Source organism: Methylomonas sp. EFPC1 (assembly GCF_016925515.1).
Lineage (GTDB): Bacteria > Pseudomonadota > Gammaproteobacteria > Methylococcales > Methylomonadaceae > Methylomonas > Methylomonas defluvii.
In genome coordinates this window covers 3,099,825-3,115,150 of sequence record NZ_CP070494.1, presented here as the reverse complement: position 1 = coordinate 3,115,150, position 15,326 = coordinate 3,099,825, and the positions used below count along the sequence as shown (strand labels likewise).

Below are 15,326 nucleotides of genomic sequence, written 5' to 3'. Positions count from 1 at the left end.
GTGACAATGAATCGAAAAAACGGCTTGATCGCAGGATTGGGGCTTATTGCGCTTTTGGCGATCTACGCCTTATTGGGGTTTTACCTGGTGCCGGCACTGGCCTTAAAAAAACTACCGGCTTTAATTCTGGAAGAAACCGGACAGCAAGCCCGGCTTTCGGCAATTCGCTTTAACCCCTTCAAATTCACACTGACCTTGGAAGGCTTTGCCCTGGCGGCGAAAGACGGCAAAGATCTGGCGGGTTTCGAGCGTTTATTTGTCGATTTGGACACCGTCGAGTCGGCAAAGCTGGGCGGTGTGGTTTTAGATGTCATTGATTTGCATAATCCGCAAGTCAATATCGAACGTCGCGCCGACGGCGCATTCAATTTTGCGGATATAAAAACCAAGCAATCAGAGTCGCAGCCTGACACAACAGACAGTGACGGCGAAAGCTTGGCGCTGTTGGTTCATCAAATCGCGATCACAGAAGGACGCATAGGCTGGCAGGATGCTACCAGCGGTCAAGTGCTATCGGAAAACCTGTTACCGCTTAATCTATCACTCAACGAATTCAGCACTCAGGCGGCAAGCAGTGCGCCGGGCGAATTGAGTGTGGGTTTGGAATCGGGCGGTACTATCCAATGGCATGGCGATTTCTCGATTGCACCGCTGGCTTCTAAGGGGCAGTTGCAGTTGGAAAAAATAGGTCTCGCCAGAAGCTGGCAATTATTTTTGCAACAAATCCTGCCGGTGGAAATCGTCAACGGCGTGCTGGGTTTGCAAGTCGATTACACGCTTGCCCAAGCAGCGGATGGGATGCTCACAAAACTAAGCAACGGCAATGTCGAGATCAAACAGCTGGAGATCACCGAGAACAATCACGGTAAGCCCTTAGTTAGTCTGCCGGCCTTGGCGGTCAACGGCATTAATGTCGATGTTAATCAGCAGCAAGTTGAGATTGGTGCGGTATCCAGCAGCGATGCGGGGATTAGCGCATGGTTGCAAGCGGACGGTGTTGTCAATTATCAGGCTTTGTTTGCCGGAGATGCCGCGGCTCAAGACGTTAATCAACCAACTGCACCGCCGGCGGTTGCCGAGGAAAGCAAGCCCTGGCTGGTTAAAGTGGATGAGCTGGCATTCAACAACTACAACGTTCATTTCACCGATTACAGTTTGCCGAAGCCGCTGGAGCTGCAACTGAGCGAGTTGAGTGGCAAGGTGCAAAAATTTAGCACGCAGGACAGTGGTAAATTGCCGGTGCAATTGAGCTGCAAGTTCAATAATACCGGCGGGTTGAAAGTGGACGGCGAGATGAGTTTGCAGCCTTTTGCGGGGTCTTGGGCGCTGTATATTCACGATATTAACCTGAAAGTGTTCCAATCTTATCTGGACCCCTTTTTAAAACTGGAATTGGTGGATGGCGATTTCAGCGGGAAGGGTAATTTGCAATTAGCGGTGGCCGAACAGCTGCAACTCACGTTTCAAGGGGACGCGAATTTAGAAGGTTTGGTGACTCGGGATCAGCTCAAAAATGTGGATTTCTTGAAATGGTCCAATCTGGAGGTGTCGGGAATAGACATCGATTTGGCGAAACAGGATTTCAAATTCGCCAAGGTAATGTTTGACCGTCCTTACCTGCGGTTTAATATCAAAAAGGATGGTAAAACCAATATCGACGATCTAATGCTGCCGCAAACACCCGCAAAACCAGCGCCGGCAGCTAAACCTCCTGCAAAACCGGCGGCCGGCAAATCCACCGAGCCGCGGGTCAGTATCGGTAAAATCGAACTGAAAGAGGGTAAGTCGGATTTCTCCGACTACTCCTTGATATTACCGTTCGTAGCGGCCATGAACAGTCTCAACGGCGAAGTCAGCGGTTTTTCCTCGGACAAAGATGCCGAGGCCAAGTTGGCTTTAAAAGGCAAGGTTTACGAGATGGCCTCGGTCGGTATCAAAGGCAAATATCAATTCGATACGGGGGATTCGGACATTGCCCTAAATTTTACTAACATGCCTTTGCCGTTGATTACGCCTTATATGGCTGAGTTTGCCGGCTACCGGATTGAGAAAGGCCAAATGGCGTTGGATTTGCGCTACACCATCAAGCAGGCGCAGTTGGCAGTGCAGAATAAATTGCTCATTGATCAGTTGACCTTGGGTGAGCATGTGGAAAATCCGAATGCGGTGTCCTTGCCTTTGCATTTGGCGATTGCCTTGCTGAAAGATGCGGACGGCAAAATTAATCTGGATTTTCCCATCACCGGCAGTCTGGAAGATCCGAAATTCAGTATTGGTTCCTTGCTGGCCGATGTGTTGGTTAATCTGATCTCTAAAGTGGCGATGTCGCCGTTCAAAGCGCTGGGTTCGCTGCTCGATGATGACAAGGATTTTAGCGCGGTGGCTTTCGCACCGGGCAGTGCTGAATTGGCTGTCGAAGAATCCGCCAAACTGGATCAGCTTAATAAAGCCTTGCTCAGCAAACCCGAGTTGACCCTGGAAATCAAAGGTATTGCCTACCAAAACATGGATTGGCCGGCGATGCGCTTTGAAGCAGTAAAGGATGTATTGAAAAAAATGAAGTCCGGCGAGTTGCGCGACAAAGGTGAGAAAGTTCGGCACGAATACATTGAATTGACCGACGATGACTACAAGCGCTTGCTGGCCAAGTTTTTTGGCGAAGTCTTCCCGCAGGAGATGGATAGATCCTTATTAGGCAAGCCGCGGATCAAGGCTAATCCGGACTCTGATTTTTACCCGTTGGCGCAACAGAAATTGGAAGGCATTTTTCCACCCGATCCGCAGCGCCTTAACGATCTGGCGATTGCCAGAGCCAATCATATCGCGCAGTATCTGGCCGAACCTGGCGGGATTAGCAAAGATAGGCTGTATCTAATGGCGACCGAGTTGAATCAGGCTGAAACAGCCGATGGGATTAAATCGGTGCTATCGTTGAGCGTTTCACAGTAAACGGAAGCTTACACTGTTTGTAATATAATGGCGTTTACGCAGCGATAGTGGCGCATCGATTTGTATTTAAGGTTTTATAAAAATGGAGATTCAAATGGCAACCCAGTTCTTTCGATTTATTCCGCTGTTGGCGCTAAGCGTTGGCGGACTGTTTTTCGTGTCTCCGGCGGCTGCGCAATCGCTAACATCCTGCACGATGACTTACAAGTTGAGCGGTTGGTCACTCGTTTATAAGCAATACGATGGCCTGGGTAATATCAGCTGCAGTAACGGACAGCGGGCGCAAGTTGCACTGGCGTCCAAGAGCATAGGTTTTACCATCGGTAAATCGGAAATCGAGGGGACCGGGGTGTTTTCCGAAGTTAGAAATCTGAATGAAATCTACGGCAGCTTTGCGGCTTTTGAAGGGCATGCCGGTGCCACTAAATCGATAGACGGGCAATTGTTAACCCGAGGCGAAATTTCTTTGGCGCTGTCCGGCAAGGGGCGCGGTATAGACATTGGCGTGACCTTGGGCGCTTTGACTATCTCACCTAGATGATCGGTTTTTGCGTTGCCGGTGCTTACCGATAAGGTCTGGGATTTTGCTGATTATGTCGATGGTAGGTGACCCGTGCCGTTTGTAGTCCGAGATCAGACGGGAGCAATTGTGCAACTGCGCGACAGCGGCGACGAGTGGCTCGATGTCGACCACCCGGAAGTAGTTGCATTCTTGCAGCAGGTCCCAAGTGATAAGGCAAGGGAAGCCTTGTCAGCTACCGATAACGATATGGTCAGGGTCATAGACGACTTGGTGGATTTACTGGTAGCCAATCAGGTGTTGATTTTTACTGAGCTTCCTGAGCGCGTGCAAACCAAGTTATTGGCAAGGAAGCAACTCAGAAAGGATGTGAATGCTTTGCAAAATTTGATGGTAGACGACGAAGGGTTGTTCTAGGCAATGGTTGATGGCTTAGCAACACAGCGTGCTGTTGGTTTTGTCGCCTATTGGGATGTCATCCTGAATAGTGAGCGATTCGCAGCACGTTCATCAATAATGGATGCTCTGTGAAAAACTCTTTTTTTCTGGTCATACCCCAGCAAAAAAATGATCCCCAATTATCGGCGTCGTTTACCGACGATGCGCTACGGCAATGGATCGCGGAACTGCCGACAGCCAATCCCGGTCTGGCTGCCCGTTTGTTTTACGAGTTGTTAGGTGAATTAATTTCGGTGGAAATGCCGGCGGCAAAGCGCTTGCATGCATTGGAGTTACTCAAAGACAGCTTCTACTTGATCGACGATTATTTGCGCTCGCGGTTAATCAAGTTCGGTTTCCCAAAGGGCGAAAGCGAAAAAAAAATCTTCGGCTTGGCCTGCGCAATCGAAAGACAATTTACCATCGGCTATTGGAGCGTGGTCAAGGATTTGACCCGCCGCGAAATCGGTTGGTTGCAGGGTAAATCCACGGCCTTGGCGATACAGCGGACTATCCGGGGTTTGAGCCGTATTGTGATAAGTCATTACATGATGAGCTATCCGGTGCCGGATTGGATCTGGATCGATTTGCACTCGTTGTATAAACTCGCCATGAAGCTGGATAAGGCGGGCTCCAAGGTGGCCGACCAGGGCGGTATATTCAGCAAACTGTCGTCAGTCGAAGACAGCTATAAACAAATATTGCTGTTAAGTTTGGCCTATCCATCCGGCTTAATGCAGAAAGAGTTTCAACTGGTTTATGAGTTTCTCGAGAAAATCAGCGATTTTCTGCAAATCGAAACCAAACCGGTAGCCGAACAAGCCGTGCAATGCGCGATTTTAATGGACGAAGACCTGCCGCCGGCTTTTTTGCTCGGCGGCACACAGACAGATCGCCGGTCGGATTCGGCCATGCTTTACCTGAATCTGACCAAGTTGGGTAAAGTCATCAAGCAGGCGGACAAGTTGTGCAGCAAGGAGGAAGCGCGCTTTAGTTCGCTGGAAGTCGATAAGAATAATCATCAAAAGCTCTCGGCGGAACTGTTCGACTATCTGATGCAGCGCTGGCAAGGGAAGGAGCCGCAAGGGACGGTCTATTTTGCCGATAGGCTGGATAGATATGTGGCTATTGGTTTGGAAACGACCTATGATCTATTGGAAACCGGTAGACCCGGTCTGGAAACCGGTCTGGAAATACGGGCCGAGACTGACTCCGAACGCGCCTTGTCCTGTAATTTCCACAAGGAAGGCGTGTTGTCTATCGGCAGCTTGGTGAGTTTTCGTAAGATAGACGCGATGCCGCAACAACGTTCGCTCGGCGTGGTTTGCAAAATACTGCTCCCCAAGCAGGATTCCAAGCTGATATTCGAGGTGATGGTCATCGCCGCGCAAGCTTTCCCGGTGGCCTATCAGGCGCTTGAGGCGGATACCGATGCGGAGCGCAAGAAAGCCTTGATCTATGGCATAAGAGATAATGAAGGCGAAAAGAGCTTTATCATCATGGATTCTTTTCGCTTGAAAGACGGCGATTTATTGCGAATGTTCATGGGGCATGAGAATTTTCCCATTATTTTGAACGGCCGTAGAAATATCGGCTTGGGCTATTGGCAGTTCGAATGCCGGCGTATTCTGGACGACGTTGTTCCCACGCAGAACAAGAAGAAAGGCTATGATTTTATATAACAAAGACGATTGCCGACCGGTTCCGACAGGGAATAGGCGGCAGAACCCAGCAAACAGACTCAATGACAGCAAATACCGATCAGACATCTGATTTTAACGCCCTCGTCGATCCGCACGCCCAGCGTGAGGCCGAAAAATACGAGAATCCCATCCCCAGTCGCGAGCTGATTCTCCAGCTTATTCAAGAAGCCGGCAAGCCGCTACGCCGCCAACAAATCGCCCAACAATTTGCCCTGGAAACACCTGATGCCCTGGAGGCGCTGCGCCGCAGGCTGCGCGCCATGGAGCGTGACGGCCAGTTAAGTTTTAACAGCCGGCAAAAATATTGCTTGGGCTCCGGCGGCAACACTATCGCCGGACGGGTGCTTGGCCATCCGGAAGGCTTCGGTTTCTTGAAACCCGATGACGGTAGCGAAGACCTGTTTTTGTCGCCGCGGGAAATGAAGCCGCTGATGCCTAATGACCGAGTCATCGCGCGCGTGGCCGGCATTGATAGACGCGGCCGTCGCGAAGCGGCAGTGATTGAAATCAGCGAACGCAATACGCATCAAGTGGTCGGTCGGTTTTTTACCGAGGGCCGCGTGGCTTATGTGGTGCCGGATAACAAAAAGATTGCCCACGAAGTACTGATTGCCAAGGAAGACGTTGGTCATGCCAAACAAGGCCAGATCGTGGTCGCAGAGATAATTCAGCAACCTAGCCAGCATTGCCAGCCCTTGGGCCGCATCATCGAAGTACTGGGCGCGCATATGGCGCCGGGCATGGAAATCGAAATGGCGATTCGCTCGCACGATTTACCCAATCAGTGGCCGGACCAGTTACTAGAAGAAATTAAGGAGCTCACGCCGCAAGTCCCGGAGTCCGCCAAGCAGGGCAGGGAAGATATTCGCAAGTTGCCCTTGGTCACCATAGACGGCGAAGATGCCCGGGATTTCGACGATGCTGTCTACGCGCAAAAAACCCCGAAAGGCTGGAAGTTATTGGTGGCGATTGCCGACGTCTCACATTATGTAAAAGTCGATACGGCCTTGGATGCCGAAGCCAAAAATCGCAGTACCTCGGTATATTTTCCGGAAAAAGTCATTCCGATGCTGCCGGAGATACTGTCTAACGGTTTGTGTTCGTTGAACCCGGAAGTGGATCGTTTATGCATGGTCTGCGAATTACTGATCAACGATGAAGGTAATGTCCTGCGTTCGCGGTTTTTTGAAGCTGTGATGCGCTCCCATGCGCGTTTGACCTATACCGACGTAGCAAAAATGCTGGTGGATGGCGATCAGAAGCTGGCAAAAAAACACGCCGCTTTGCTGCCACATTTACAGACTCTGTACGACTTGTACAAGGTGATGCGTAAGCAGCGCGAGTTGCGCGGGGCGATGGATTTCGACACCCAGGAGACCAAAATCGTCTTTGGGCCAGAGCGCAAAATCGCTGAAATCGTGCCTTTGCAGCGCAACGATGCCCATAAGCTGATCGAAGAATTTATGATTACCGCCAACACGGCAGCGGCGAAGTTTCTGAACAAGAAAAAAATGCCGCGCCTGCTGCGGATCCACGATGGCCCCGGCCCGGATAAATTACTGGCACTGAAAACCTTTCTAGGCGAACTGGGTTTATTTCTGGGGGGTAAGGCTCAACCCACGCCATTGGATTACATGCATCTGCTGGAGTCGGTAAAGGAACGTCCCGACGCGCATTTGATTCAGACGATTTTGCTGCGCTCCATGTCGCAAGCCGTTTACAGCCCGGAAACCAAAGGTCATTTTGGCTTGGCGCTGGATGCTTACGCGCACTTTACTTCGCCGATTCGCCGTTATCCTGATTTGCTGGTGCATAGGGCGATCAGGCATTGTCTGGCCGGTAAGTCGGTTGATAGTTTTTATTACACGCATCCTGACATGGTGTTGTTGGGTGAGCATTGTTCGGCGAACGAGCGCCGCGCCGACGACGCCACCCGCGATGTGGTGAGCTGGCTGAAATGCGAATACATGATGGACAAGATCGGCGAAGAGTTCGACGGCGTGATTTCCGCCGTGACCGGTTTTGGCTTTTTCGTTGAATTGCAATCGATTTACGTGGAAGGCTTGGTGCATATCGCCTCCCTGGTACAGGATTATTTTGCTTTCGACGCCAGCAAGCATCAGCTGTACGGCGAACGCACCGGTGTGCGGTACCGCTTGGGTGATATGGTTAAAATCCGGGTGGTGCGGGTTAATCTGGACGACAAGAAAATCGATTTCGAGTTGATACAGTCGGGTAAGAAAATCGCCAAAACCAAGTCATCTTCCAGCCGTAAAAAAGTTGCAGCTAACAGCAAAACTGTTAAATCAGATAACGATAAAAAAGCCCCAAGTAAGCCAAAAGCCAAAAGACGCCGTCGCTCATGAATTTAACCCAATTGTTTGGCATTCATGCGGTGCAGGCCGCGTTGGATTATTCGCCACAGAAAATTCGCCGTGCTTGGGTGGATAGTCAACGCCAAGATGTTCGTTTGAAGCAGGTGATTGACGATCTCGCCAAGCTTGGCATCAATCCGGAAAAAACCGAGCGCAAAAAACTCGAAAAGATGGCCGACGGCAAAAATCACCAAGGCATTGTGGTGGCTGTGGAATTGCCGGCGATGCGTAGCGAAGACCAACTTAAGCAGGATGTCGAAGCGCTAACCACTACGCCGTTTTATCTGGTGCTGGATCAAGTGCAAGATCCGCATAATCTTGGCGCTTGTCTACGCACCGCCGATGCAGTAGGTGCGCATGGCGTGATCGTCACCAAAGACAATGCCGCCGGGATTACGCCGACGGTTTGCAAAGTAGCCAGTGGCGCGGCGGAAACGGTGCCGGTTTATCAGGTCACCAATCTGGCCAGGGTACTGCGCTGGTTGAAAGAGCAGAACATTTGGATCATGGGCGCGGCCGGCGAAGCCGAGCAGACCGTGTTTCAGACGAAGCTGGATATGCCCCTGGCGGTGGTAATGGGTACGGAAGGTACCGGCATGCGCCATTTGACCCGTCAGCATTGTGATTTTCTGGTGAAGATTCCTATGGCTGGACAGGTGGAAAGCCTAAACGTATCGGTGGCGGCTGGCGTATTGTTGTACGAAGTGTTTCGGCAGAAACTGCTTGCTTAAACGGCATGAAGCGAATTTTCTATGCGGCGGCGGCTCTAGTTGCTAGTGCGTTAAATTCTATTGCTCATGCCGAAATTGATGCACGAGCGATTGCCTTTAATTGCCGGAATTGTCACGCCGAGTCGAGCTTGGATGCCAAAAGCTCAATCCCTTCTTTAAAAAATTTATCCGCACAACAGATCCGGCAAGCCTTGCTGGATTTTAAATACGATAAAAACCCAGCCACATTGATGCCCCGTCTGGCTAAAGCTTATAGCGATGCTGAACTTGCGGCTGTTGCGGAATTCTTGAGTCGAAATTAATGGCTGGGTTATCCCGCAGACGTTTTTTGCAAGGGGTTGCTGGCTTGGGAGCGGGCGTTCTTGGCGGTTGTGGCGGGGTGCCGCTCCGTAGTGGCGGTAAAGCGCATGTCGTTGTGGTCGGCGGCGGCTTCGGCGGCGCGACGGCGGCGAAATATCTGCGTTTGCTGGACGCGAATATTCAAGTCACGCTGATCGAACCCAAAGCCAAATATATCACTTGTCCCGGCAGTAATTGGCTGTTTGCCGGTTTGGCGAACCTCGACCAATTGACGGTCGATTACCAGGATTTACAAGACAGATATGGCGTCAAGCTGTTAGTTGATCGCATTAGTAGTTTGGACGCTGCACAAAGGCAATTGCGCTTGGCCGGGGGACAAAGTGTCACCTATGACAGGTTAATCATGTCGCCCGGCATAGATTTTCGCTGGGATGCGATGGCCGGTTACGATCAGGCCGCCGCGGAGCAATTTCCGCATGCCTGGCAGGCCGGCCCGCAGACATTGATGCTGGCGAGGCAACTGCAAGCGATGCCCGATGGTGGGGTGGTGTTAATAGTGGTGCCGGGCGATCCTTATCGATGTCCGCCTGGCCCTTACGAGCGAGCCAGTATGATGGCTTATTGGCTGAAACAACATAAGCCACGGTCGAAAATTCTCATCCTCGATGCCAAACGCAGCTTTTCCAAGCAGGCGCTGTTCGAAGCCGGCTGGACAAAACATTACGGCTATGGAACCGCCAATAGCCTGATCGATTGGCATAGTTTGGCGGATAATCCTTTGCTCGAACTGGATAAGCAGAATAGGATGCTGACTAGCGAATTCGGCGACAGATTCCGGGGCGATGTTTTGAATATCATTCCGCCGCAAACCGCCGCACAAATCGCCTTGCAACATGGTTTGACCGATAGCACCGCTTGGTGTCCGGTTCGGCCGTTGACCGGGCAATCGTTATTTGACGAGTTTATCCATGTAATCGGCGATTCCGCGCACTACGCGCCCATCCCTAAATCCGCTTTTGCCGCGAATTCCGAGGCCAAAGCGTGTGCGTTGGCGGTGACGAGCTTGATCAATCAGTCGCCCATCGCTGAAGCGCATTGGCTCAATACCTGCTATAGCCTGATCACGCCTGAGCACGGTATTTCCGTGGCCGGAGTTTACGAACTGGACTCGGCCAACGCGATTGCGCCGGTGAAAGGAGCTGGCGGCGTCAGTGCGCGAACGGATGGCGAAGCGGTCGCTATGGAAGCGGATTATACGCGTGCCGTTTATCGGAGCTTGATTGCCGATACATTTGGTTAATTTGATCATAAATGTTTTATTTCAATAGTTTGTGTTAGTTTTTTGTAATTTTTTTTGAATTGTTTTTCCTTGCAATTGAAACTGAATAAGAAAGCAATTTTTCGGCCAGAATTTGCGAGTATTTACCATTGAAGGCGCGGGAATCCGAAAACAGCGTGTTACAATCGCGCCTGTTCCTTTTCCATGGTTGACTGCGTGAAGAAAAAACCGCTATTCCAAATACTGTTGCTGAGTATGCTGTCCGGCAAGGCCGCTCATGCAAGCAGCTTTGTAGTTGAGGATATTCAGGTCAAGGGCTTACAAAGAATTTCCGCCGGTACTGTCTACAACTATTTGCCGGTTAATGTCGGCGAAACCTTTTCCGAAGACAAGCAAGCCGCGGCCATCAGAGCCTTATTCAACACCGGATTTTTCAAGGATATATCGCTGGAACGCGATGGCGGCACGCTGGTGGTGAATGTGGTCGAGCGGCCTTCGGTCGCGAAAGTGGTTATCGAAGGCAACAAGGACATCAAAAAAGAAGATTTGACCGAAGCCTTGAAGAAAATCGGCTTGGCGGAAGGCAAGGTTTACAACAAACAAATCCTGGATAAGGTTGAGCAAGAACTGCGCCGGCAATATTTTAGCCACGGTAAATACGGCCTGAAAATTAAAACCGAAGTCTCGGAATTGACGCGTAACCGGGTCGGTATTCATATCGATATTTCGGAGGGCCGGGTTGCCAAAATCAAGCAAATCAATATCGTCGGCAGCAGATCCTTTGCCAACGATGTATTGCGGAAAGAATTCGAATTAAGCACGACCAACTTCCTGTCTTTTTATTCCAAAGACGACCAATATTCCAAACAAAAGCTGTCCGCCGATTTGGAAAAGCTGCGTTCGTATTACCTGGATCGCGGTTATATCAATTTTTCCATTGAATCCACTCAGGTCGATATTACGGCTGATAAAAAGGAAATTTACATCACCATCAACGTCAAGGAAGGCGATGTGTACACCTTGGAAAAGGTCAAACTGTCCGGTGAGTTGATCGTGCCGCCGGAAGAGCTGATCAAATTGGTTAAAGTCGGGCCCGGCGAGATTTTCTCCCGGAAGAACGCCACCGAAACGTCTAAGTCTATTTCTGACCGATTGGGCGACGAAGGCTACACCTTTGCCAACGTCAATATGGTGCCGGAAATTAACGAGCAGCAAAAAACCGTGGCGATGACCTTCTTTGTCGATCCGGGCAAACGTGTGTATGTGCGACGAATTAACGTCAAGGGCAACACCAAGACCCGTGATGAAGTGATTCGCCGGGAAGCTCGGCAAATGGAGTCCAGTTGGGCGGCCAGCAGCAAGATTGAACGAACTAAGACCCGTCTGGATAGATTGGGTTATTTTGAGGAAGTAGGTGTAGAAACCCCGCCTGTAGTGGGTTCGGCCGATCAGATCGATGTCAATTACACCATCAAGGAAAAAGCCTCCGGTAACTTGCAGGCTGGTGTCGGTTACTCGCAGGTGCAAGGGATTATTTTTAACGCCAACGTGTCGCAAGACAATATCTTCGGTACCGGTAAGCGGGTAGATTTTGCCTTTAACAACAGCAGTATTTTGACGCGCTACAATCTGGGTTTTTCCGATCCTTACTACACGTTGGATGGCGTGGCGATGGGCTACAACCTCGGTTACACATCTCGAAATGCTTATGCGGCTAACTTGGCGGCTTACAACACAACGATCACTAACGCCGGTATCAACTTCGGTATCCCGTTGAATGAGTTCGACCGCATTGGTTTCGATATCGATCTAAAGCGCACCGAGATCGAAAATACTAACTTATCGTCGGACACGATTCTAAAATTCTTAGGGTTTCAGAAGGGTGATAATATCTCGGCTATCAGATCCAGAAGCTTTGATACCCTGTCAACTTCTGCCGGTTGGACTCACGATACTTTGGATAGAGCGACTTTTGCCCACAGCGGTGGACAGCAGAGGCTGTCCGGATTGATTACTGTACCCGGTAGTGATCTGGAATATTTCAAAGTCGGATATAAACATCAGCATTATTTCCCCTTATCCAACGACTTTACCTTCCGTTTGTTAGGTGAGGTGGCGCATGGCGGCAGCTACGGTGGTAGTTCCGGTTTGCCGTTTTTTGAAAACTACTTTGCCGGTGGTACTGGGGACGTTCGCGGTTTTATGCAAAACACCCTGGGTGTAATCGATACAAACGAAATCAATACTGCCAACACCTACAACCGTCCTATCGGTGGTTCTACAAAGATGATTGGCAAAGCCGAACTGTTTTTCCCTGTGCCGTTCTTAAGTGATATGAAATCGGTGCGGATTGGCTCTTTTGTTGACGCTGGTACGCTAGCCCCAGGACTTAATACTGGCGATTTGCGCAAGTATTTCCGTTATTCGGTGGGCTTGTCCGGCGAATGGTTATCCCCGTTTGGTGCCTTGGCAGTGAGCGTCGCCCAACCGCTGAATTCGGAGAGCACCGATAGAACTCAAGCCTTCCAGTTCACCTTCGGCTCGGGATTTTAGTTTAGTTTGAGCCTGTTTTGCCCTATAATCGCGTTTGCGTTCTGTCTTAAACTCAAAAAAATTAACCGGAGATGGTTTTGACCATGAAAAATAGAATTTCTTTGTTTCTAATGCTGATGATTTTTGCTGGCGTGAGTCGCGCAGAGCTGAAAATCGGTTTTGTCAATGTGGCCAAAGTTTTGGAAAAAGCGCCACAAGCCGCCAAAGCAAAAACTCGCTTGGAAACTGAATTTTCACCAAGAGACAAAGCGCTGGTTTCTCAGCAAAAAGAGATTAAATCGCTGGAAGAAAAATTGGGCCGTGACACTGCGGTAATGGGCGAAGAAGAGCGTCATAGAATCGAAAAAGACATTCTGGACAAAAAACGCGACGCGGCTCGTGCACAACAAGAGTTCAGTGAAGATTTCAACATGCGTAGAAACGAAGAGTTGGGCAACCTGCAAAAACGCATCGTAGAAGCAGTAAGAGCGTTAGCCAAAGAAGAGTCTTTTGATTTGTTGCTGACCGACGGTGTTATTTACGCCAACGATCAAATTGACGTTACCAGCCGCGTTCAGCAAAAACTGGAAAACTTGTCGCAGTAAGATTTTCCCCGATGCTTCCCTGATTGCGGAAGCATGCAGCACCTTAAGTGGGGGAGTTCCTGGTCTAAGCGAACTTCCCGCTTCTCCTCATTTCGCACAGATAACTCATGGCCGGCACACTCGATATTTTACAAATTCAGGAACTCTTGCCACATCGCTATCCTTTCTTGCTGGTAGACAGGGTGCTTGAGTGCGAGCCGGGCGTGCGTTTGCTGGCTGTGAAAAACGTGACATTTAACGAGCCGTTTTTTCAAGGCCACTTTCCAAGTCAGCCCATCATGCCTGGTGTGTTGATCATGGAAGCCCTGGCGCAAGCCACCGCGCTACTGACCTCGCAAAGTAACGACCAATTGGGCAAAGGCACGATTTATTACTTGGCGGGCATCGACAATGCCCGTTTCAAAAAACAAGTCGTTCCCGGCGACCAATTGCGTCTGGAAGTGACTTATATCAAACACAAGCGTCACCTATGGTCGTTCGATTGCCGTGCGGAAGTGGATGGTGAACTGGCCGCCAGTGCGCAAATCATGTGTGCCGCTGTGGCCGCAGAGGCGTAAATGATAGATCCCAGAGCGGTTGTGCATATCAATGCCGAATTGGCCGACGATGTTAAAGTGGGGCCATTCTCGGTTATTGGCCCGGATGTGCAGATAGATTCAGGTACCGAGATCGGACCGCATGTGGTGATTAAAGGCCCTACCGCCATTGGTAAAGACAATACGATCTACCAATTCACCTCGATAGGCGAAGACCCGCAAGATAAAAAGTACGCCGATGAAATCACCCGTCTGGAAATCGGCGACCGCAACGTGATACGCGAATTTTGCACGATGCACCGTGGTACGCAGCAAGATCGGGGTTTGACTTTGATCGGTAGCGATAATTTGTTCATGGCTTATACCCACGTGGCACACGATTGCGAAATCGGCGATCATGTCATCATGGCGAATGGCGCCTCGATCGCTGGTCATGTGCATCTCGGCGATCACGCTATTTTGGGTGGTTTTACGTTGGTGCATCAGTTTACCCAAATCGGCGAATACAGTTTTTCGGCGATGGGTAGTGCAATTACTCAGGATATTCCGCCGTATGTGATGGTGGGTGGCAGACCGACCCGGCCGCACGGCATCAATTCGGTCGGTATGGAACGTAACGGCGTGCCGCCTGAAGTGATTCGGCAGATTCGTAAAGCCTATAAAATCCTCTATAAAAACAATCTGCGTCTGGAAGACGCCATCGAAGAAATGGAAGATATGGCCGGCGAAAGCAACGAACTTTCCAATATGGTCAGCTTTCTACGTAATGTCACGCGCGGTATCCTCCGATAACACCCCACGCATAGCCGGTATCGACGAAGTTGGCCGCGGCTGCATAGTCGGCCCGGTGGTTGCCGCTGCCGTGATTCTCGATTCTGCCAAACCGATTCCCGGATTGACCGACTCTAAAAAACTCACCGAAAAGAAACGCAAGCTGCTGGCCGAACAGATCAAGGCCAACGCCTTGTGCTGGGCCGTTGCCCGCGCCGAAGCCAGCGAAATTGACACTATTAATATTCTGCAAGCAACAATGGTGGCGATGCAAAGAGGTGTGTCGCAATTGAACTATCGCCCGCATTGGGTCAAGGTGGACGGCAATCGTTTGCCAATATTGGATATACCTGGCGAAGCTATCGTGCAAGGCGATTTATTGGTCGAGGAAATTTCCGCCGCTTCGATATTAGCCAAAGTCGCCCGCGATGAGGAAATGCAGACGCTGGATAGGCTGTATCCCGGCTATTCTTTTGCTATCCACAAAGGCTATCCGACCCAGCAGCATTTAGCGGCATTAGCGCAGCTTGGGATCACCCCGCAGCATCGAAAATCGTTTGCCCCTGTTAAAAAGTATCTTGTTTAAA

General features: G+C 50.4%; 13 protein-coding genes. All 13 read left to right on the top strand.

Annotated features, from left to right (window positions below):
- Positions 1-6 precede the first annotated feature (6 nt).
- Entirely contained in the window at positions 7-2,949 is a 2,943-nt protein-coding gene (locus tag JWZ98_RS14405) for a DUF748 domain-containing protein (RefSeq protein WP_240347997.1), read from the top strand.
- 94 nt (positions 2,950-3,043) lie between these two features.
- Entirely contained in the window at positions 3,044-3,490 is a 447-nt protein-coding gene (locus JWZ98_RS14400) for a hypothetical protein (RefSeq protein ID WP_205450619.1), read from the top strand.
- Positions 3,491-3,598: 108 nt separating this feature from the next.
- Positions 3,599-3,886 carry a hypothetical protein gene (locus tag JWZ98_RS14395; RefSeq protein ID WP_240347996.1) on the top strand — a complete coding sequence of 96 codons (288 nt, stop codon included), beginning with the start codon at positions 3,599-3,601 and terminating at the stop codon, positions 3,884-3,886.
- A gap of 110 nt (positions 3,887-3,996) precedes the next feature.
- Entirely contained in the window at positions 3,997-5,589 is a 1,593-nt protein-coding gene (locus JWZ98_RS14390; protein ID WP_205450617.1) for a hypothetical protein, read from the top strand.
- A gap of 62 nt (positions 5,590-5,651) precedes the next feature.
- Complete coding sequence (gene rnr, locus JWZ98_RS14385) at positions 5,652-7,976, top strand: ribonuclease R (protein ID WP_205450616.1); 2,325 nt, start codon at positions 5,652-5,654, stop codon at positions 7,974-7,976.
- On the top strand, positions 7,973-8,716 hold the full coding sequence (rlmB, locus tag JWZ98_RS14380) for a 23S rRNA (guanosine(2251)-2'-O)-methyltransferase RlmB (RefSeq protein ID WP_205450615.1): 744 nt from the start codon (positions 7,973-7,975) through the stop codon (positions 8,714-8,716). Before rnr ends, rlmB begins: the two co-directional genes overlap by 4 nt.
- Positions 8,717-8,721: 5 nt before the next feature.
- Complete coding sequence (locus tag JWZ98_RS14375) at positions 8,722-9,018, top strand: hypothetical protein (RefSeq protein WP_020485704.1); 297 nt, start codon at positions 8,722-8,724, stop codon at positions 9,016-9,018.
- Positions 9,018-10,316 (top strand): NAD(P)/FAD-dependent oxidoreductase, encoded by a 1,299-nt coding sequence (locus JWZ98_RS14370; RefSeq protein WP_205450614.1) that lies wholly within the window; start codon positions 9,018-9,020, stop codon positions 10,314-10,316. The genes JWZ98_RS14375 and JWZ98_RS14370 overlap by 1 nt, the downstream gene beginning before the upstream one ends.
- A 183-nt stretch (positions 10,317-10,499) precedes the next feature.
- Entirely contained in the window at positions 10,500-12,848 is a 2,349-nt protein-coding gene (bamA, locus tag JWZ98_RS14365; protein WP_205450613.1) for an outer membrane protein assembly factor BamA, read from the top strand.
- An 83-nt stretch (positions 12,849-12,931) separates the two neighbouring features.
- Positions 12,932-13,432 (top strand): OmpH family outer membrane protein, encoded by a 501-nt coding sequence (locus JWZ98_RS14360; protein WP_205450612.1) that lies wholly within the window; start codon positions 12,932-12,934, stop codon positions 13,430-13,432.
- A gap of 107 nt (positions 13,433-13,539) precedes the next feature.
- A complete protein-coding gene (gene fabZ / locus JWZ98_RS14355; protein ID WP_026604275.1) occupies positions 13,540-13,989 on the top strand; it encodes a 3-hydroxyacyl-ACP dehydratase FabZ in 450 nt (149 codons plus the stop codon).
- A complete protein-coding gene (lpxA, locus tag JWZ98_RS14350; protein WP_020485709.1) occupies positions 13,990-14,760 on the top strand; it encodes an acyl-ACP--UDP-N-acetylglucosamine O-acyltransferase in 771 nt (256 codons plus the stop codon).
- Positions 14,735-15,325, top strand: a complete 591-nt coding sequence (gene rnhB / locus JWZ98_RS14345; protein ID WP_205450611.1) for a ribonuclease HII — start codon at positions 14,735-14,737, stop codon at positions 15,323-15,325. The genes lpxA and rnhB overlap by 26 nt, the downstream gene beginning before the upstream one ends.
- Position 15,326: the final 1 nt, after the last annotated feature.